Genomic DNA, 20,496 nt, shown 5'->3' with positions numbered 1-20,496 from the left:
AGTGCTAACTGTTTATAATTTAAATTATTATTGATTAGATTATGGCGTATAGCGGGGATAAATTCACAACATTAATAATATTTATGTTTTTAGGCGATCGCTTCTTAATATTGACTGTTAGCGTAATGAAGTAGATTAAATGGTAGTATAAATAGACAGTGTCTAACTGTTGCTAGAAGTTTTCATCGACTGTTTACGTAATTACTCTTACAAGTCATTGAGAATTCAATAATTTTTTGCTAATATTCACACCGATTTCTGTGGCTCCTAAATTCAATCCATAAGGCCAAAATTAACCTGATGACACGCTATATATTTATCACCGGTGGTGTAGTTTCTTCTCTTGGAAAAGGGATAGCTGCCGCTTCTCTCGGTGCTATTCTCGAGGCTCGTGGCCTTACCGTAAAAATGCTCAAGCTAGACCCTTATATTAATGTTGATCCCGGAACAATGAGTCCGTTTCAGCATGGAGAGGTATTTGTAACCGACGACGGTGCAGAAACTGACCTGGATCTTGGGCATTATGAAAGATTCGTAAACTCTCGTACATCCCAGGCCAGTAACTTTACATCGGGTCGTATCTACGAAACGGTAATTCGTAAAGAGCGTCGTGGTGAATACCTGGGTGGAACCGTTCAGGTTATACCTCATATCACTGATGAAATTAAACGCAGTGTAATTAAGGGTGCAGCTGGAGCAGACGTTGCGATGGTTGAAATTGGTGGAACGGTAGGTGATATCGAATCCCTGCCATTCCTTGAAGCGATACGTCAGATGGGTGTAGAGCTTGGGCATGATAGAGCGCTGTTTATGCATCTGACGCTTGTGCCTTACATTCGCTCTGCAGGTGAAGTTAAAACTAAACCAACGCAGCATTCTGTAAAAGAATTACGCTCCATTGGTATACAGCCCGATATATTGCTTTGTCGTTCTGAAGAATATTTGCACGCTGAAGAACGTCGTAAAATTTCACTGTTTACCAATGTTGAAGAAAAGGCCGTTATTTCAGCTAAAGATCTTGATCATATCTATAAAATACCTAAATGGCTGCAGGATCAGGGGCTGGATAATATTGTTGCAGACAAGTTACGTCTTGATCTGCCAGAAGCGGATATGTCTGACTGGGAAGCAGTTGTAGATGCGCTGGAAAACCCGGATTCCGAAGTAACGATTGGTATGGTTGGTAAATATGTCAATCTGACCGAATCGTATAAATCACTAAATGAATCATTAAGTCACGCAGGTATTCAAAACAGGGTTAAGGTAAATATTCTTTACATCGATTCTGAAGACTTTGAAGGTGGCGATATGAGCCAGCTTGATGGGCTTGATGCGATTCTTGTTCCTGGTGGTTTTGGTAAGCGCGGTGTAGAAGGTAAAATTGCCGCGGTTAAGTATGCACGTGAAAAAGGCGTGCCTTATCTTGGTATCTGTCTGGGTATGCAGGTTGCTGTAATCGAATACGCACGCCATAAAGCAGATATGGATGATGCTCATAGCACAGAGTTTAATCGTTCAACAGAGCACCCTGTTATAGGCTTAATCACTGAATGGATGTCTGAATCAGGCGAAACAGAAAAACGTGATGAGCACTCTGATCTGGGGGGCACAATGCGTCTTGGTGCGCAGCCATGTATGTTGCAGGAAAATAGTAAAATTGCTGACATTTATGGTTCGGACAAAATTTCAGAACGTCATCGCCACCGTTACGAATTTAATAATACATATATCGACTCGCTTGAAGAGAAGGGCCTGAGATTCTCAGGTCGTTCTGTCGATGGTAATCTGGTTGAAGTAATAGAAATTCCAGAGCACCCCTGGTTTGTTGCCTGTCAGTTCCATCCGGAGTTCACTTCTACACCGCGTAAAGGTCACCCTCTATTTACTGATTATATAAAAGCAGCGTGTAAACATCGCGATGACAGAGGTAATTCATAATGGATTTATGTGGCTTTAATGTCGGTCTTGATCAGCCTTTCTTTTTGCTGGCTGGTCCCTGTGTTATTGAATCAGAAGCAATGGCATTGAGTACTGCAACAGAATTGAAACAAATTACAGATAAACTGGGTATCCCGTTTATTTACAAATCATCATTTGATAAAGCGAATCGCTCGTCAATTGATAGTTTTCGTGGTTTAGGTATGGCTGAAGGTCTGCGTATTCTGCAAAAAGTTAAAGATGAAGTAGGTGTTCCGGTTATTACCGATGTACACGAAGATACACCTATGGATGAAGTTGCTGATGTGGTTGATGTGATTCAAACACCCGCTTTTTTGTGTCGTCAGACAAATTTCATTTTAAAAGCAGCAGCAGCTGGTATCCCGATTAATATTAAAAAGGGACAGTTCATGGCGCCCTGGGATATGAAAAACGTGGTAGATAAAGCCAGAACAACAGGTAATGAACAGATAATGGTTTGTGATCGAGGTGTATCCTTTGGTTATAACAACCTTGTGTCTGATATGCGTGCTCTTGCGGTAATGCGTGAAACTGAATGCCCGGTTGTTTTTGATGCGACTCATTCGGTTCAATTACCCGGCGGGCAGGGTGCAACATCAGGTGGGCAGCGTGAGCATGTTCCAGTTCTGGCACGAGCTGCCGTTGCTGCAGGTGTATCAGGACTATTTATGGAAACCCATCCCGATCCTTCAAAGGCATTGAGTGATGGTCCTAATGCGTGGCCATTAGGTGAAATGGAGTCATTACTGGCTCGTTTGAAAGGTATAGATGAGTTAGTTAAATCGTCTCCTTTTGAAGAAACACAATTGTAAGAAATTAAGTTAGAAAGTAAACGTAAATACATGAAAGTATTGAGGAAAACATGTCAAAAATTAAGCAAATAATCGCACGCGAAATACTCGATTCACGAGGCAACCCAACACTGGAAGCAGATGTGATTCTAGAAAGTGGTGTACGCGGTCGAGCTGCAGTGCCATCAGGCGCATCTACAGGTGCTCGTGAAGCAATCGAACTACGAGATGATGATAAGAGCCGTTACATGGGTAAGGGTGTATTAAAAGCGGTTGCTAATGTAAATGGCGAGATTCAAAAAGCACTGATTGGTATAGATTGTCGAGAACAGCGTACTATCGATGACATCATGTTGAAATTAGACGGTACAGACAATAAAGAACGTTTAGGTGCGAATGCACTTTTAGCGGCTTCTTTAGCGGCGGCACAAGCAGCTGCAAGCTTTGAAAATAAAGATCTATATGAGTACCTGGGTAACGGCACTTATAAGCTACCTGTTCCAATGATGAATATCATCAATGGTGGATCACATGCTGATAACAGTGTTGATTTACAGGAGTTTATGATTCTGCCTGTTGGAGCGCCATCTTTTAAAGAGGCATTACGTTACGGTACAGAAGTCTTTCATTCTTTGAAAAAGGTATTATCTGATCGTGGTCTGGCAACAACCGTTGGTGATGAAGGTGGTTTTGCGCCAAATCTCTCTTCTAACGAAGAAGCGATTGAAGTTATTTTAGAGGCGATTAAAAATGCTGGTTTTGAACCGGGTAAAGATATTTATCTTGGTCTTGATGTAGCAAGCTCTGAATTCTATGAAGACGGTAAGTACAATCTGGCTTCTGAAAATCGCATATTAAGCGCTGAAGATATGGTTGATTACCTGGCTGACTGGGTAGAAAAATATCCCATTATCTCAATTGAAGATGGTCTGGATGAAGCTGACTGGGAAGGCTGGGCAAAATTAACTGAACGTCTAGGTGATAAAGTTCAGTTGGTGGGTGATGATCTGTACGTTACCAATACTAAAATCTTTAAAGAAGGTATTGATAAAGGCATTGCTAACTCAATTTTGATCAAATTCAATCAGATTGGTACCTTAAGCGAAACGCTTGATGCGATTAATATGGCGCATGATGCTGGATATACTGCTGTAATTTCACATCGTTCAGGTGAAACAGAAGATGTAACAATTGCTGATCTATGTGTAGCGACCAGTACGGGCCAGATAAAAACCGGTTCACTTTCTCGTTCAGATCGCGTAGCAAAATATAACCAGTTATTACGTATTGAAGAAATGCTGGGTGATAAAGCGGTGTATGCTGGAAAGGCTGCATTTAAGCACTTAAGTTAAGTTAAGTTATTATTTCATCCCGGAAAGCTTGTGACGGGAATGATAGCTTAAGAGATATTTCTATTGAAATGGTTGCTTTCACTACTTATAGTTTTGTTTCTGCTGCTGCAGTATAAACTCTGGGTAGGTGATGGTGGCATTCCAGGAATATTAAGGCTTGAAAAAGAAGTAGAGATACAGCAGATACAGAAAAAAAAGCTGGAAGAGCGCAATGCTTCGCTAGCTGCTGAAGTTGAAGATTTAAAGAAAGGGCTGGATGCCATTGAAGAGCGTGCCCGAAGTGAAATGGGTATGATAAGAAAAGACGAAACGTTTTATCAAATTATTCATTCATCGGAATGAGAATATTCTCTAATGTTAAATAAACAGTTCTGGGCAGTTATTCCCGCAGCAGGTGTGGGCAAACGCATGCAGGCCGATCGGCCAAAACAGTATTTACCTTTACACAATAAAACCGTTATAGAGCATACGCTTGATCGATTGCTTTCGCTTGATGAAATAACGGGTGTTGTTTTATCTATAAGTGAAGGTGATGAATACTGGCCTGAGCTTGAGTATACAACCGACAAACCTTTGTTAATTGCCAGAGGTGGTAAAGAGCGTTGTGACTCTGTTTTAAATGCACTTTCATTATTAAACGCAAATACAGATCTAACTAAAAATATCTGGGTGCTTGTGCACGATGCCGCTCGGCCCTGTGTTCGACCTGAAGATATTCAGCATTTAATTGAAACGGCCAGCTCAAAAGATGATGGTGGCTTACTTGCTTTGCCGGTTCGAGATACGATGAAACGTTCTTCAAATAATGAGTGTTCTCAGGTTGAAGTAACAGTAGAGCGTGAAGGTTTGTGGCATGCTCTTACGCCTCAAATGTTTGACCTTAAGTTGTTGATGAATGCACTTACAGGTGCGCAGCAGAAAAAGTTATCAGTAACAGATGATGCATCTGCAATGGAGCTCGCTGGATATCACCCACAACTTGTAGAGGCGCACGAAGATAATATTAAAATTACCCGTGCTTTTGATCTTAAGCTGGCTGAGCTTTTTCTACAGAATCAGTCAGATTAATTTATAAGTGTAATTGTTAAGTATGAATAATAATGATTTTAGCATTAACGCTATTAGTTATTTTATTAACATAGTTTGTCCTTGTTTATTATTAAGTCTGTGCATAATTATTTTAATTATAAAATAGCTCAAAAATGACCTTGTATCTGAAATTAGTAAAAAACGCAGATTAACTGCTATAGTTTCTTTTTAATTCAAAATAATATGTGATTTCTTTATGAGGTCTATCCTGATCGGGATTTCTGTATTCACTAGTTCTACGCTTTTAGCTGACTATCAGTTAGAAGATCTTCTTTCTATGTCGTTAACAGAGCTTTTACAGGTAGATATTACAGGCTCAACACTTACAGCAGAGAAACTAGTTGACGTTCCTTCCGCGGTTACAGTTTTTACTCATCGGCAGATAAGTCGTATGGGGCTTGATAGTCTGGATGAGTTAGTTGCTCTAGTTCCAGGTTACCAGTCATTTAGAATGACAGCTCACCCTTTGAATTATCCTACTCCTGTAAGAGGCAGTAGTATGGGGTCTGTAATAAATGAAATATTGGTGTTGGTCGATGGGCAAAGAGTTAATGAGCCACGATCGGGTGGTGCATCAGATTCGATTCCTAAGATTTCACTAGTAAATATAGAACGGATAGAGTTTATTCGTGGCCCTGGTTCGGCTATTTATGGTTCAAATGCTATGGTGGGTGTCATTAATATAATTACCCGTAGTAATGTAAATGAAGTGAGTGTTGCTTATGGTAGTTTTAATCGTAAGAAAGTGTATTTACTGGCTACACAAAAAACGCAAGATTTTAGTGTAGATGTATTTGTTCATTTTGATGAAGATAAAGGAGATGATTATCTCCTTCAGGATACATTTAGTGCTAACCTGGTTGAAACTCAGGATCAGCGAGAACTTGCTGATCTTGATATTAAACTTAACTGGCAGTCTACGCAGTTACAGATTCTACATAATCAGAGTAAATCTAAAGATTTTTATGAGCAGAATAATATTTCTAATGGTTTTAACGGTCACGAAGCTGAAGTTAGCTCTATTGCTTTAAAACATGAGTTTAATTATCGATCAGTTGAATCTTATGTGAGGCTTAGTTATAGCGCTTCCAGATGGTTGACAGCTGGACAGTTAACTCCAGAGGGGAGTGTCCCTTTATTTTTAAGTGGCGGTGCGAGTAGTGATGCTTTGCTTGCAATTGGGGAGTTTGATGATGTAAGCGAAAGCAGTTTGCTTTGGCATAGTGACTGGCAGATCAATACAGATAGTAGTTTACAGTATGGGATTGATTTACGCCATTTTGATATACCCGAAACAATAGTCAGTAATAATTATGATTTGGCTGATTTTAGTAATGGAAACCTGCCTATTCGTTATTATGGTGAGCTTCTTGCGACAACTCCGGTACAGGCAAAATCCAGTCGTGATATTTTAGGTATGTATGTGCAATATCAGCAACGCATTTTTGATAATACGCGGCTTACGTTGGGCTTGCGCTATGATGAGTTTTCACATCTTGATAGTGAGTTTAGTCCTCGTATTGCTTTTGTTCATACGATTAATCGTCACCATAGTCTAAAAGCACTTTACGGTGAGGCATTTCGTGCGCCTAGTGAAAATGAATTAAATTTATTAAATAATCCTGTTTTAATAGGTAACCCTGATCTTAAGTCTGAATCGGTTAAAAGTTTTGATCTTATCTGGATGGGACAGTGGGATTATACAAGTTTTTCATTAGGGTATTTTCAAAATAATTTTAAAGATTCAATAGTTCAAGTTGATCTTGGTGGTGTTTTTCAATTTGAAAATACCGATCAGGATCCTTCCAGGGGGGTTGAGTTTGAAATATCTCATGAGTTTAATCGCAACTGGTTATTACGGGCTAACTATACTTATTTAAATGATATTCCAGATTTGTCATTCCGTGAAGCAAACCAGATGGGGGCATTAATGTTAAATTATCAGAAAGGAAAATATAATATCAATTTAATAAGTAGTTATCTGGATAATCGTACAACGCTTACCGGAGGTGATAGTAATAACACGCCTTTAGCAATTAATGATTATTGGCTTTTAGATGCTAAAATTAACTACAATATCACACATGATTTATATGTTTTTTTACAGGCAAAAAATCTGCTTAATGAAGAATATCAGACGCCCAGTACAAGTAATTCGTTGATCGAAGGTACAGACAATCGTGGAATAGAATTACTGACTGGCCTGGTTTGGGGGTTTTAAAAAACGATTTTTCTCTAGATATCAATTTTTTAAAGTACAGAAGCTACCGCCCTCAATTGCTGCAGGATGATGACGATGTATATTTAATCCCGCCGTCCCCTTTTTTAAATGTCTATTCCTTTTAAGGTCCAGGAGCTTCCGCCTTCTATAGCTGCAGGATGGTGGCGGTGAATTGTGTTTTCTATAAATCCGACGTTCTCATCTGGTACATCTACCATCATTAATAACTCGTTATGATTAACTGCATGTTTAAATTCACCGAGATGAGTGTGTGGAATATGTTTTACAAAAAAATTACCTACAGCAAAACTCAGAATCATTACGCCAAGTGACATTAATGAGAGAAAGTATTGTTGTGTGCTTAATGCAATAATGCATATGGTTAGAAAAACAAAAAATAAAGTTAAGTTTCCTTTCCAGAAAATATCTTCAATTAATTGCGCTTCATTATTCGCCTGATTTTCGGTGGCAAGATTTAACGAACCGGTTGGAAGATTGTGTTCTGTATAGGTGTGTATGTTTTTTTCGTTGACACCTAGCCTGCTAAGTTCATTAACTACTTTTTGTGCAAGTTTAGCATTAGGTAATAAAAAATTGAGTCGACGGAACATAGTGAGCTCCTTTAAATCATTTTAGAAAAAGATTTATCTTTTTAATTAACCTTCAGCGACATAATCATCACTGTTGTTACCAACCAGCGTTATTTTATGATCATCTTCATTTTCCCATTTTAAAAACTCATCCATATTTTTCTGGTTTTCAAAATAGATTTCAAGACCATTAACGCCGTCGCCTTCATAGTGGCAGGGGTGGCCAGACAGATTCTGAATATCGTTTAATGTTATAGGGTCGGTAGTAACGCGAATATGCATGTCGATCTCCTTAATTGGCTAGGGGGTAAGATCTTTATACGGTAGATATTTATTTATATAATTCCTGACTAATTTAGTCAAGTACTATCGGTCTGATAGTTTGAAGGGGATGTTATACTTTTGAGTGCGCATAAAAAAGGCGTCCACAGGGGACGCCTTTCGAGTAATCGTTTAGATATTGATTACTTGTTAGCTTTACGCTCTTGAGCTTCTTTAATAACTTCTTCCGCAACATTCTTCGGACAAGGGTTGTAGTGTGAGAACTCCATAGAGAACTGACCGCGACCTGAAGTCATTGTACGTAAATCACCGATGTAACCAAACATTTCGCTTAGTGGAGCATCGGCTTTAATGCGTACACCAGTTGGGCCAGCTTCCTGTCCCTGAATCATTGCACGACGACGGTTTAAGTCACCAATAACATCACCTACATGATCTTCTGGTGTAAAAACGTCAACTTTCATGATTGGCTCAATTAACTGAGGGCCAGCCTTTGAAATTGACTGACGGTAAGCGCCTTTAGCTGCGATTTCAAATGCAACAGCAGAGGAGTCAACCGCGTGGAAAGCACCGTCCATAAGAGTGAATTTAACGTCTAGTAATGGGTATTCAGCTAAAACGCCTTTATCCATCATTGAGCCAAAGCCTTTTTGAACTGCAGGCCAGAATTCACGAGGTACATTACCACCGGTTACTTTTGATTCAAATTCAAAACCTGAATTTGGCTCACCTGGCTCGATAATGTAATCGATCTTACCAAACTGACCAGAACCACCAGATTGCTTCTTATGTGTGTAGCTGTCTTCGATTTTCTGTGTAATTGTTTCGCGGTATGCAACTTGTGGCTTACCAACTGTAACGTCTACACCATGAGTACGCTTAAGGATATCGATCTTGATATCAAGGTGAAGCTCACCCATGCCACGTAAAATTGTCTCACCAGATTCTTCATCAGTATTCACATAGAATGAAGGATCTTCCTGAACCATCTTAGATAGAGCTAAGCCCATCTTCTCAGAACCACCTTTATCATTAGGTGAGATCGCGATAGAAATAACGGGATCAGGGAAAACCATAGGTTCTAATGTTGCAGGGTTTTTCTCGTCTGCAAGTGTGTGACCAGTTTGAACATTCTTTAAACCAACGAATGCAACAATGTCACCCGCCTGACAGCTGCTGATTTCTTCAGCTTTGTCAGCGTGCATCATTACCATACGGCCGATACGCTCTTTCTTGCCTGTAAAGGTGTTAATTAACGTATCACCCTTGTTAACCGTACCAGAGTAGATACGTACGAATGTTAAAGCGCCAAAACGGTCATCCATAATCTTGAACGCTAATGAACGTACTGGAAGTGTTGGATCTACAATCGCAAATTCACCTGTTTCTTCGCCTTCTTCATTAACTTCTGGCTGAGGTGGCACATCAGTTGGGCAAGGCAGGTAATCAACAACAGCGTTAAGCATTGGCTGAACACCCTTATTCTTAAACGCAGAACCCGTGTAAGTAGGGAAGAAGTCCAGTGCAATTGTACCCTTACGGATGCAACGTTTAAGGTCTTCTTCAGAAGGCTCTTCACCTTCCAGGTATTTTTCCATTAGATCATCGTCTTGCTCAACAGCAGTTTCGATTAGTTTTTCACGCCATTCTTCAACGTCATCAACCATATCAGCTGGTACGTCTTCTAATGTGTAGTTTTCAGGTAAGCCTGAGTCGTCCCATACCCATGCTTTACGGGTAATAAGGTCAACAATACCTTTTAGTTGGTCTTCTGCACCAATTGGCAGAACCATAACTAAAGGCGTAGCAGCAAGAACATCTTCGATTTGCTTAACAACGCGGTAGAAGTCAGCACCGATACGGTCCATCTTGTTGATGAAGATAACACGTGCAACAGCTGATTCATTAGCATAGCGCCAGTTAGTTTCAGACTGAGGCTCAACACCACCAGATGCACAGAAAACACCAACACCACCGTCTAATACTTTAAGTGAACGGTAAACTTCGATTGTGAAGTCAACGTGTCCCGGTGTATCAATGATGTTGAACTGGTGATCATCCCAGAAACAGGTCGTTGCAGCTGACTGGATAGTAATACCGCGCTCAGCTTCCTGCTCCATAAAGTCAGTTGTCGATTCGCCATCATGAACTTCACCGGTTTTATGAATTTTACCAGTTAGTTTCAGAATACGTTCTGTAGTGGTGGTTTTACCCGCGTCTACGTGGGCGAATATGCCGATATTTCTGTAACGAGATAGATCTGTCATGTTCTTACTCTTAAAAAGTTAAATTATTAGTTGTTGATTGAAGCCGTATTGCTCAATCGGGTGCGCTTGAAAGTCTTTATTAATCAGCGTGTTACTTAACTTTCTTAAGGTTTTGTAGCACGCTTAAACAAAGGTCTGTGCAAGCTGCACTAAATCTGTTTAAAACGAAGGCGCGGATTATACTAAAAAAGGGGGGTAAAACATAGGTGTATATAAGAGAAAGTTTAAACTATTCCTGTTTACTCTTAAAATGACGTATGAAGCGTTAATTGGCGGGCTATTAGCTCTCTGTTTTACTCATCGTCAGCTAAAGCTAACTCATACGAGAGATTGCTGTAGGAGTTAGCTTTAGTGGCGATGGGGTGCCCGGAATTAATCAAACAGCCCAGTCAATTTCAGTCTGTCCGTGTTCTGTTAAGAAATTATTAATCTGTGAAAAGGGTTTGCTGCCAAAAAAACCCCGATAGGAAGAAAGGGGGGATGGATGAGGCGAGCGAATAACCAGATGTCTGCTTTCATCTATTACTTTGCCTTTCTTTTGCGCATAAGCCCCCCAGAGAACAAAAGCAACCGGGTGATCAAGCTCATTAATCATTGATACTATCTCATCTGTAAACTTCTCCCAGCCTTTACCTTGATGGGCGTTAGCCTGGCCGCTTTGTACCGTTAGCACGCTATTTAGCAATAACACACCCTGATTTGCCCAGTTTTGTAAATTACCGTTCTCATTCATAATGCCCAGATCATCTTTCAGCTCTTTGTAGATATTGTTAAGTGACTTGGGTATTGGTTTAACGTCGGGTTTAACTGAAAAGCACAGGCCATGAGCATGTCCTGGTGTCGGGTAAGGGTCCTGGCCCAGTATGACTACCTTTACTTTATTCAGAGGTGTGCTGTTTAATGCGTTAAACCAGAGCTCCTGTGGTGGCAGGATATTGATGCCATTATCAATTTCAGATTGTAAAAAAGCGTTAAGCCCTGATGAGTTATCGTTGTCTAATGCTTTGCTCAGGCAGTTCTTCCAGCTATTATCCAGAGCAGGCATTAGGTTTTTGCAATTCATAAATATTTACCTGATTAATGCTAAATTTTTTCTATACTATATTAAGCGGTTGTTTCGGTCAGGTGTTTTAACATCGCTGCCAATTTTGAACTTACCACAGGCTTTAAATTACATGGATAAAACACAACAGAATTTTGCTGTTATGTTTGCAGATGTTGTCGGTAGCACGCGTTTATATGAACGACTGGGTGACCACGTTGCAAATGAAATGATTAATGGTGCTATCAATATTGCGGCGAGTTTAATTAAAACTAATAAGGGTGTTATCGTAAAGCATATCGGCGATGAAATAATGTGTCGTTTTTCTAACGCAGACTCTGCCGTGCTGTGTGCCTGTGAATTACATGAAATGATGCAGGTTCAGCCTGTTCAAAACGGAGTTGGTCTTATCTTTCGAATTGGTATTAACTGGGGCCCCGCTTTATTGCAGGAGGATGGTGATATCTTTGGAGATGCTGTTAATCTGGCGGCCAGAATGGCGGGTATTGCAAAAGCCCGACAAATAATAACAACCGAGTTTATAAAGCAGCAGCTCAAATCCTCAGAACTCATTGCCAAATGTCGCGAAATAGATCGTACTCATGTTAAAGGTAAGGTTGAGCCTGTCTCTATCATTGAGGTGATGTGGGAGCCAAATGACGTAACTCGCATGTCGACTATTATTACTAATAAGGTGGCACTTACGGGTGACCAGTCTTTAAGTCTTTATTATCAGTATAAAAAACATGAGTTAACACCCAAAGATGATGTTTATACTTTTGGGCGCGACATTCAATGCAGTCAGATGATTGCTTCGTCGTTAGCTTCACGCGTGCATGCAAAGATAGAGTGTCGACGAGGTAAATATGTGCTGATAGATGAAAGCACCAATGGTACCTATTTACAAATGCAGGGTGGCAAAACTATATTTTTACGTAGAGAAGAGGTGGTTCTACAGGGTAAAGGTGTTATTAGTTTTGGTGAAGATCTCAATATCAATAGTGATTATTTATTGCGTTTTCAGCTTTAATGGGCTCGCTTTCTTTTGGTCTTCTTTTCTGTAAGGCTGATTTTCTATTCTTTAATGTTAGAGCTGTAAATTGTATAAATTGCTTTAATAATTGATTTTAAGATCAATTTATTGATATATTTAAATATTATTGATTTTAGTGTCAATTTATATAATTGACATATATATCAATTAATACTAATATTTAGTAACTTATTGATATTAAGGTCAACATAATGAGTATCACCACTCAATTGCTTACACAAATACTCGAGTTAGCTAAACGTAAAGGGCTTAATCAGAAAGATCTGGCTGAACGAGCGGGGCTTTCTGCAGAAACGCTTTCCAGGGCTAAAAAAGCAGGGGATATGCACCTTTCAAGCTTACAGAATCTGGCTAATATAGTTGGTTTGAAGTTGTGTCTTGGCCCTGATGAGCCTGTCATGCAAAAAATTAACAGTGGTTCGCTGTTTAAATAAAGCGCCTGAATAATGAATATTTATTCAAGTATGAATGAAAGTATAACGACAGGGTCTTTCGTTATTAAAGTTAGGTGTAACAATGCAGCGCGATAGACAGGCTGTTGTGTGGACTCGCCAAACCGGTAAACCGGTAAAGATGGGGCGACTGTATTTAACTGAATCAGACTGCCGCTTTACCTATGAACTAGATTATCTTTCATTACAACAGCCGGGTCTGGGTTTGTTGTATGCACCTGAAATCGTGCAGGAAAGCACGATCATTCGCCCTAGAATAGAATTCTTCGATTTTCTACCCCCTATACAGTCTCTGGTGCCACCAAAAGGTGAACATAATTTTCAGCGCAAACTGGTGTTAACGTACCTGGCTAAAAAAGGCATACAGCCTTCTAGCGGGCTGGAAGCAGACTGGGAAATATTAAAAATTAGCGGACACGGTGCAATAGGGCATTTAGACGTATTTGAAAATGATGAAAAAGCCCTGCAATGGTATGCAACACCACCGGCAGCAGAGTTGTTTCAGATATCTGAAGATCTGGGGTTTTCATTAAAAGAAATGCTTAGCTGGTTAGATCAGGATGCCAGTGAGTTAATAAATATTATTGGTCCAACGCCAAGTGTGGGTGGAGCGATTCCGAAAATATTACTCAGCATTCCGGAAACCGGCTGGGATAATCGAATTGGTTTGCCGAGCCGAGGTCTGGCACCACAAATGACAGATGTGGTGGTGAAGTTTGAGCAAAATACCGCATACCCGGGTATAAATGAACTAGAGGCGCTAGCACTGGATGTGCATAAAGAAGCTGGTTTTGAAGTGCCCAGATACTGGTTATCCGATATGCGTGGTATACCGGTTTTAGCGGTAGAGAGATTTGATCGGGATGTGGCGAATACACCGGTATTTATGGAAACTCTGTATTCTGTTCTGGCAACAGGTGATGCCGATATCACGCATCATTATAGTTACAGTTATGATGCCATTGGCACGGCGATAGATAAAAGCCCAATGGATATCATAAGCCAACGTAAAGAAGGTAAGCAGCACCTGATGAAACGTCTGGTACTATCGCTATTAACCGGTAACGGTGATTTGCATTTAGAAAATCTTTCGGTATTACTCAATCAGGGTGAGGCAGCATTCACACCCGTTTATGACCCAACACCGATGCGGGCATATGCAATACACGATATGTTATCGGTGATGCCATTTGGTGATTATGGCCAGCTTCTGAATGATAGTGATGAGCCGGTTAATTTAATTCAGGCAGTTCAACGACTGGCCAGGCACTTAAATATATCGGCGGGGCAGTTACATGAAATTATCCAGTCCAGTTTGCAGGTAACAGAAGATTATGTAGACAGGGTGTCAGCGTTAAAAACATTGCCGGAAAAAAATAAAAATAATTTAATAACAATCGTCAATAAAGTGAGAGAAAAAATAAAACAGATTAATTAATGTTTTAATCTGTTTTTAATCCACCAGCCAGTCATTTCATTCTGGTATTCCTGTGAAGCTCTAATGCGTTGTATTTCATTCCATATTTTATCCGCCAGTTCCGGTTGTTTATCGACAAGCTGGTTAGAAAGCATTAAATAATAATGTTTATTAGACAATGCGGGTTTTATTTTGATAATTTTATCTGAAAACTCAGGTTGATTTAATAAGTAATCACCGTCAAATGTTAATGATGCAACGGCAGAAAATTTTCCATTCATCATTATTCTAAATTGTTTAATTGTTGAGGAGTTGTGTCCATAAACAGGAAGCTTTTTTGATTGCAGATCTTCAAAAATGGAATAACCTTTATTCGTTGCAATGGGTTTTTTATTAAGGCCAGTAATTGTCTTGCCGTCATAATTAACTGATGAGTCTTTTAGTGTATAGAGTGAATATGAATCTATATGTAACGCATTTTTACTGTCTTCGGTGTTCTCATCTTTAGAGTAAGCACCAAATTTTTTTCTGCTTTCTACATAACTGGCCTGAAAAACACCATCCACTTTATTGTGTTTTAATTGTATAAAACAGTCATTCCATGGCATAGAAATATAGTTAATATGAATGTCTGCAAGCTCCTTGTCTACCATATTGAGTAAAACCAGATTAAGCCCGTCCTGAGTGGAGGGCAGGCTCCATGGGAAGACATCTTTTTCATCCATGCAGAAGGTCAGGTGAGTTGCTGCATAGCTTGACTGGTTAAAAAATAAACACAGTATGATTAAACGGAGTGATGTGACGCTTACATTCTTAAAAATCGACATGATAGATAGCATGATGTTGAAAGTGTTAAATAATTATAGCTCAACTGTAAAAGACAGCCTTTAGTTCGATAGTTTATATCAAAGTGAGTGGTGTAGGTGTGTTATAGCTATTTCATCAGAGAATCCTAATGTTGTTGAGTTGAATGCTTCGTTCGGGTAGGTTGTTGATTAGACAGAGAAAATTCTTAAAAAATAATAGTTTAATGTGATCTATGTTACAGAGAAACGCTTAAGTCATTGGTATAAATACAGCCACAGGGAGATTCAATTCTAAGGAGTGACAAAACAAGGGCTTATAAAAATATGACTACTAAATGTAGCGCAAAGCAAATTGATTACGATTATAAAGAAGAAAATTTTAAAACAGCGAAACCCGTTAAACAAACCATTAAGTCAATATTTGATGACAGTGATGACGCCGTCTTTGGTGTAAATGCAGACGGTAATATCGGTTATTTAAATAAACACTGTAATGAATTGTTGGGCTTGCCGAAAAATATCAACATTAAAGGAAAGCATTGTTCCGATCTGTTGTGCGGAGGTGAAGACCGGTGTGCACAAAAATGCTGTACAGAATGTGCAATTAACCAGAACATAGAATCTGAGCAGCAAATTAGTGAATATGAAATGACAATTAAGCAGGCCAGTGGTGTGTCCGTAAAAGTCAGTGTTGGTACCTGTTATTTTTATCAATATGATCGAAATGAGGTGAGTACATATTTTAGTTTGAGAGAGGTGATTGCCTGAATATGTTTTAATTTTATATCAGGTGGTTAACTCAACACATAATAATTAAAGGGGTGGGGTATTGCCGCCCCTTTAATCGTTAATTCTGATTTTCATAATTGCACAATCATTACCATTCATAAGGCGTACAGAAGCATTAATGTACGAAGCTGTTATTCAGGTGTAAGCAAATAACACCTTGCTCTGATTACTTCCGTTAAAACCTCTACTCACTTGTATATCTCTGAATAGTTGCACAAATCTATACACTATCTGTGAGTTAAATCACGTGATTTAAAGACCTGCGTTAGCCTGCTATGGGCTTAATCTGTATAATTGTGCGCTTATTTGTCTAAATATTAAATTATTTTTAAGGGAATGAATTTATGAAACATATGGTTAATGGTTATAAAAACAATAGCTTATTTTTATTTTCAGCTGTATTCGCGGCGTTTTTATCGATCTTTATTATTCAGGGCTGTTCTAGTAGTAGCTCTTCTGTTGCAGATGAAAATCCTGATGGGTATTTCACTGGTTCCGCATCTGTTAAGGAAGCCGATGATCTGACCGATTTAGCCATTGCTGATTTACAAGGGATGGTTAGTGGAAATCGTTTCATGTTTATGAGTGTTGATAATGTTCTATTGTATGACGGCACTATAACAAATGTTACAGGTAGTGACTTTACTGGAACAGTTAATGTCTATAAAGATGGGGTCTTATTGGCAGGTACAACAACAGTAGCAGGTACAATAACTTCAGAATCATCTATAACAGGTACATTAACGGGTGCAGGGGCTGGTAGTGGTACCTTTTCATTAACGTATGGTTTGAATAATGCTGATTCAGAGCTGACTCGTGTAGCGAAGGAATGGCGTGGACCAATTAATGGGGCATCAACCGAAGGTTTTAATACCATTATTAGCGGTGCAGGGGCTCTATCTAGAGAAAATACTTTTAATAGTACTACGCCGGTTTTAGCTGGTTGTGTTATGGATGTAGCTAGCTCTATATCTCCTATCTCTGGTGTGAATATTTATAGTGTTAATGTGGTTTTTAATAGTTGTACAGATTCTAATGTAAATGGAACTTATACTGGTTTCACAACTACATTGACAGCGGCAGATATTGGTCTTTTGATGTCTTATTCAAATGGTAGTTACAGTGGTAGTGCATCAATGGTTTTTGAGCCCTAAAATAAATTGGTGCCAAAATAAATTGGCCACATAAATTGGTGCCAGAGCACAATTGTTTCTAATATACTAAAATCGAAATAACCACATGGATGTGTGTTATGGCAAGAAAGAAAAGATTTAATTTAATAGGAATTCCTCAACATGTAATTCAACGTGGTAATAATCGTGAGCCCTGTTTTTATCAACGGGACGATTATTCTCGCTACCTCAATATTTTAGAAAAAACGGCAGTAAAATTTGACTGTAAAATTCATGCTTATGTTTTAATGACGAATCATGTTCATTTATTAGTAACACCAATGGATGAGCATTCTGTTTCTGAAATGATGCAGTCTTTAGGTAGTCAGTATGTCAGGTTCTTTAATAAAAAACATAACCGAACAGGATCATTATGGGAAGGTCGTTTTAAATCCAGTCTGGTTGATAGTGATGCATATTTATTTACCTGCATGCGCTATATAGAATTAAACCCCGTTCGAGCCAATATGGTAAAACATCCCGCAGAGTATCCCTGGTCTAGTTACGCAGTTAATGCACAAGGTATAAAAAACGCTGTTAAAGAAAAACACCCTGTTTATCTAAGTCTTAATAGCAATGAAAAATTAAGGTTGAAGTCTTACCGAGATTTATTTAAACAGCATATCGATGAGGATGTGATAGATGATATTAGAAGTTCGTTAAACCACGAACTGGTATTAGGTCGTTCATATTTCAAAGATAGAATTGATGAAATTACCCTGCGACAAACAAGAAAAGGAAAAGTAGGGCGACCCAAAGTTGAAGATGAGCGTGGTGTTTATATCGTTAACTATTGAGTATATTAGAGTTAATTGTGCTCTGGCACTAATTTATGGACCAACGTCTAAGCCTAAATATGCATTAGAGTTGGGTCAAAAGCTAGGTTTAACACCAAATGGAGATTGTATGAAATCCGGATTACATCATAAGGAAATATTAGGGAATATTATTGTTTCTGATGTCGGGGTGACAGGTGCTCTTAAAACGACTGGTTTTGGTATATCAACAGCAGGTACTGCATTTGCATTATCAGGTGCTACCGTTACAGTGTCAGGTATTGTTGGTGTGGCAGGTGCTGTGACGTCAGGTGCAAAAAGTCTCAAGGGTAAGCAATACAACTAAACTAAAAGTATTAATTATGCATGTTCGTTATAAGTTACGTAAGTCTAAAGGTTTGGTTACACCGAAAGGGCCTGAATTTTCTGATGCAGAAACAATATCTTGTGATATTGATGGAACCAGTATTAAATTTAAGGCGCCTAAGCATCGACCTCGACGTTCTAATCACAAGCAAATTTTGCCATCAAATTCTTATAAAATGGACGAAATGGTGTTTCGTGAATTTCAAGATGAATGTGTTGTAAATAATATTTCGTGGGAGCATTTTGATTTATTTTATAACACGTGGGCTTTTTATGGTCCATGGTTTACAGGTGTTCTTGCAGAATTAAGAATGTCTTTTAGTCTCGTTAAATCAATTAATAAAGAAAATAATGATTATTCTTTATTTCATCCACGGGCATTTGAAAAAGTAATTGGAGATTATTTGACCAGTAATTTTTCAACTTACGCAAACGATTTAATGAATGGACGACATGAATATATAGCGCCTGTTAACTGGAGACCTTTAAATAGCTTACCTGTCGTTGCGGTAAAATTACAGGTTGAACCAGATACGGAAGTTATAAGAGATACTATCCAGCATTTTGTTTTTTTTCCAATTTCAGACAAGGTCATGGCTTGTGTTCAGTTTGTTCCCAGTCAGATTTTAGCTGCTTCTCAAGAAGAACTGGATAAACGTGTAAGCCGCTCAACAATGCATGAATTAATGAATAATATCATTGATAGTATTGATATCGATCTGTCCCCTGATGCTACTGCACAAAAAACAAAAGCCTTAGAAGGTTTGCATGATACGTCATTAGTTAGTGAATTTTTACCATTGAAGTGGTCCGATTTAAAACACAATAATGAAGTTAAGCAACTAGATTAAGCTAGATTCGGTTCACGCAAAGCACTTAATTAACGCTTTTCAATTAACCCTGTAAATTAAAGAATTTAAATCTGATACTGGCGGTTAATTAATATCAAACACGCCACTTAAGCACGTTAAGACAGCTCTTTGTCGCTATTAGATCAGCCTTAAAGCCTGTCCCCCTGTAGTATTCTAATACATGTTCACTAATCTCATTAATAACTGTGAATTAAATCACGTGATTCAATGACTTACGTTAGCTTGCTATGGGCTTTCTCTGTATAATTACGCGTTAGTTTGTCCAAATAAAATGACTTTTAAGGGAAATATTTATGAAAACCACGGTTAATACTAATAAAAACAATGTGTTAGGTTTTTTTGCAGCTTTGTTTATAGGTTTCTTGAGTTTGCAGGGTTGTAGTAGTTCGGGTGGTGGTACACCTTCTGAAAATGCCAACGGTTTATTTACAGGAACAGGTTCTGTTAATAATGGAACAACATTAACCGATATTCGTGGTTTCGTTAATGACAATGCTTTTATCTTCTTTGATGAAACGGAAGCTGTTTTATATCAGGGCACGATTACAAGTGTCTCTGGTTCTAGCCTAACGGCTACACTTGATGTTTATTTAAACGGTGCAAAGATAACTGCAAGTAGTGTAAGTGCTACGGGAACAGTAACTGGGGAGTCTAGTTTAGCGCTGGATATGACTGGTACTGGTTTTGCATCCGGTTCACTTACGTTGTTGTTTGACCCGCTTTATAACCGTGGTGCGACTATGGCTCGACTGGCTGCAGATTCATTTGCAAGATGGGTTGGAAGCGCTCACACACCAACATCTACAGATATTCATATCGTAAGAATACTTTCAGAAGATGATGAAGCTATATTTGCTTTTAGAGGTGATACAGGTACCCCTTCAAATTGCAGATATGAAGGGGTAAAAAGCATTCCTGATGCTGAAAAGAATATTTACTTGATCACGTCAATAGATATAACTGATCCAGGTACGAATAATTGTGATCATATAGGTACTGGTTATACTGGCTTTTTTGCTGTAGTTGATGGAACAAGTACGGATGATACTGTTTTATTTGCGGCAACCAATGGAACTAACTCTAACTTTTCAATAATGACTAAACCTTTGTAGTCTAATTAAAAATTATAAAGAATAATTTATCGTTAGAATAAATGTTAATTATAAAATAATAATTTAGAAAAATATGGTAAATCAGGC

The 20,496-nt window shown here is 38.7% G+C and carries 20 protein-coding genes; 15 read left to right on the top strand and 5 right to left on the bottom strand.

Annotated features, from left to right (window positions below; all coding sequences use genetic code 11):
* Positions 1-300 precede the first annotated feature (300 nt).
* From pyrG to DIZ80_07025, 6 genes are all read left to right on the top strand, one after another.
* On the top strand, positions 301-1,938 hold the full coding sequence (gene pyrG / locus DIZ80_07050; GenBank protein ID RDH83886.1) for a CTP synthetase: 1,638 nt from the start codon (positions 301-303) through the stop codon (positions 1,936-1,938).
* Positions 1,938-2,771: a 3-deoxy-8-phosphooctulonate synthase gene (locus tag DIZ80_07045; protein ID RDH83885.1), complete on the top strand. Its 834-nt coding sequence runs from the start codon at positions 1,938-1,940 to the stop codon at positions 2,769-2,771. The genes pyrG and DIZ80_07045 overlap by 1 nt, the downstream gene beginning before the upstream one ends.
* Before the next feature lie 50 nt (positions 2,772-2,821).
* Positions 2,822-4,102, top strand: coding sequence for a phosphopyruvate hydratase (locus DIZ80_07040; protein RDH83884.1), 1,281 nt, complete (start codon positions 2,822-2,824; stop codon positions 4,100-4,102).
* 63 nt (positions 4,103-4,165) lie between these two features.
* On the top strand, positions 4,166-4,444 hold the full coding sequence (locus DIZ80_07035; protein ID RDH83883.1) for a cell division protein FtsB: 279 nt from the start codon (positions 4,166-4,168) through the stop codon (positions 4,442-4,444).
* 12 nt (positions 4,445-4,456) lie between these two features.
* On the top strand, positions 4,457-5,170 hold the full coding sequence (locus DIZ80_07030) for a 2-C-methyl-D-erythritol 4-phosphate cytidylyltransferase (GenBank protein ID RDH83882.1): 714 nt from the start codon (positions 4,457-4,459) through the stop codon (positions 5,168-5,170).
* A 217-nt stretch (positions 5,171-5,387) separates the two neighbouring features.
* On the top strand, positions 5,388-7,412 hold the full coding sequence (locus DIZ80_07025) for a hypothetical protein (GenBank protein RDH83881.1): 2,025 nt from the start codon (positions 5,388-5,390) through the stop codon (positions 7,410-7,412).
* 104 nt (positions 7,413-7,516) lie between these two features.
* Here the strand turns inward: DIZ80_07025 and DIZ80_07020 are convergent, their stop codons facing one another.
* The 4 genes from DIZ80_07020 to DIZ80_07005 form a co-directional block, all read right to left on the bottom strand.
* A complete protein-coding gene (locus DIZ80_07020) occupies positions 7,517-8,023 on the bottom strand; it encodes a hypothetical protein (GenBank protein RDH83880.1) in 507 nt (168 codons plus the stop codon).
* Positions 8,024-8,068: 45 nt separating this feature from the next.
* Positions 8,069-8,284 carry a hypothetical protein gene (locus tag DIZ80_07015; GenBank protein RDH83879.1) on the bottom strand — a complete coding sequence of 72 codons (216 nt, stop codon included), beginning with the start codon at positions 8,282-8,284 and terminating at the stop codon, positions 8,069-8,071.
* A 182-nt stretch (positions 8,285-8,466) separates the two neighbouring features.
* The gene (locus DIZ80_07010; protein RDH83878.1) at positions 8,467-10,551 is read right to left on the bottom strand and encodes an elongation factor G; all 2,085 of its coding nucleotides are present in this window, start codon (positions 10,549-10,551) and stop codon (positions 8,467-8,469) included.
* A gap of 376 nt (positions 10,552-10,927) precedes the next feature.
* Positions 10,928-11,614, bottom strand: a complete 687-nt coding sequence (locus tag DIZ80_07005; protein ID RDH83877.1) for a uracil-DNA glycosylase — start codon at positions 11,612-11,614, stop codon at positions 10,928-10,930.
* Here DIZ80_07005 and DIZ80_07000 point away from each other — a divergent pair.
* The 3 genes from DIZ80_07000 (at position 11,604) to DIZ80_06990 (ending at position 14,537) form a co-directional block, all read left to right on the top strand.
* Positions 11,604-12,623: an adenylate/guanylate cyclase domain-containing protein gene (locus DIZ80_07000; protein RDH83876.1), complete on the top strand. Its 1,020-nt coding sequence runs from the start codon at positions 11,604-11,606 to the stop codon at positions 12,621-12,623. The two genes, DIZ80_07005 and DIZ80_07000, sit on opposite strands and share 11 nt — an antisense overlap.
* Before the next feature lie 215 nt (positions 12,624-12,838).
* Positions 12,839-13,081 carry a hypothetical protein gene (locus DIZ80_06995; GenBank protein RDH83875.1) on the top strand — a complete coding sequence of 81 codons (243 nt, stop codon included), beginning with the start codon at positions 12,839-12,841 and terminating at the stop codon, positions 13,079-13,081.
* 82 nt (positions 13,082-13,163) lie between these two features.
* Positions 13,164-14,537 carry a hypothetical protein gene (locus DIZ80_06990; GenBank protein ID RDH83874.1) on the top strand — a complete coding sequence of 458 codons (1,374 nt, stop codon included), beginning with the start codon at positions 13,164-13,166 and terminating at the stop codon, positions 14,535-14,537.
* Here the strand turns inward: DIZ80_06990 and DIZ80_06985 are convergent.
* Entirely contained in the window at positions 14,534-15,355 is an 822-nt protein-coding gene (locus DIZ80_06985; GenBank protein RDH83873.1) for a hypothetical protein, read from the bottom strand. The genes DIZ80_06990 and DIZ80_06985 overlap by 4 nt on opposite strands.
* Before the next feature lie 291 nt (positions 15,356-15,646).
* Between DIZ80_06985 and DIZ80_06980 the strand changes: the two genes are divergently transcribed.
* The 6 genes from DIZ80_06980 to DIZ80_06955 all read left to right on the top strand — a co-directional run bounded on the left by DIZ80_06980 (position 15,647) and on the right by DIZ80_06955 (position 20,409).
* Entirely contained in the window at positions 15,647-16,090 is a 444-nt protein-coding gene (locus DIZ80_06980) for a hypothetical protein (GenBank protein ID RDH83872.1), read from the top strand.
* Positions 16,091-16,455: 365 nt separating this feature from the next.
* A complete protein-coding gene (locus DIZ80_06975) occupies positions 16,456-17,265 on the top strand; it encodes a hypothetical protein (GenBank protein RDH83871.1) in 810 nt (269 codons plus the stop codon).
* A 98-nt stretch (positions 17,266-17,363) separates the two neighbouring features.
* Positions 17,364-18,080, top strand: a complete 717-nt coding sequence (locus tag DIZ80_06970) for a transposase (GenBank protein RDH83870.1) — start codon at positions 17,364-17,366, stop codon at positions 18,078-18,080.
* Positions 18,049-18,405 carry a hypothetical protein gene (locus DIZ80_06965; GenBank protein RDH83869.1) on the top strand — a complete coding sequence of 119 codons (357 nt, stop codon included), beginning with the start codon at positions 18,049-18,051 and terminating at the stop codon, positions 18,403-18,405. Before DIZ80_06970 ends, DIZ80_06965 begins: the two co-directional genes overlap by 32 nt.
* A 16-nt stretch (positions 18,406-18,421) precedes the next feature.
* Positions 18,422-19,276: a hypothetical protein gene (locus DIZ80_06960; GenBank protein RDH83868.1), complete on the top strand. Its 855-nt coding sequence runs from the start codon at positions 18,422-18,424 to the stop codon at positions 19,274-19,276.
* A gap of 314 nt (positions 19,277-19,590) precedes the next feature.
* A complete protein-coding gene (locus DIZ80_06955) occupies positions 19,591-20,409 on the top strand; it encodes a hypothetical protein (GenBank protein RDH83867.1) in 819 nt (272 codons plus the stop codon).
* Positions 20,410-20,496: the final 87 nt, after the last annotated feature.

Origin of the sequence: endosymbiont of Galathealinum brachiosum, from assembly GCA_003349885.1 — a bacterium.
Taxonomy (GTDB): Bacteria; Pseudomonadota; Gammaproteobacteria; order SZUA-229; family SZUA-229; genus SZUA-229.
This window is presented reverse-complemented; position numbering and strand designations above follow the sequence as displayed.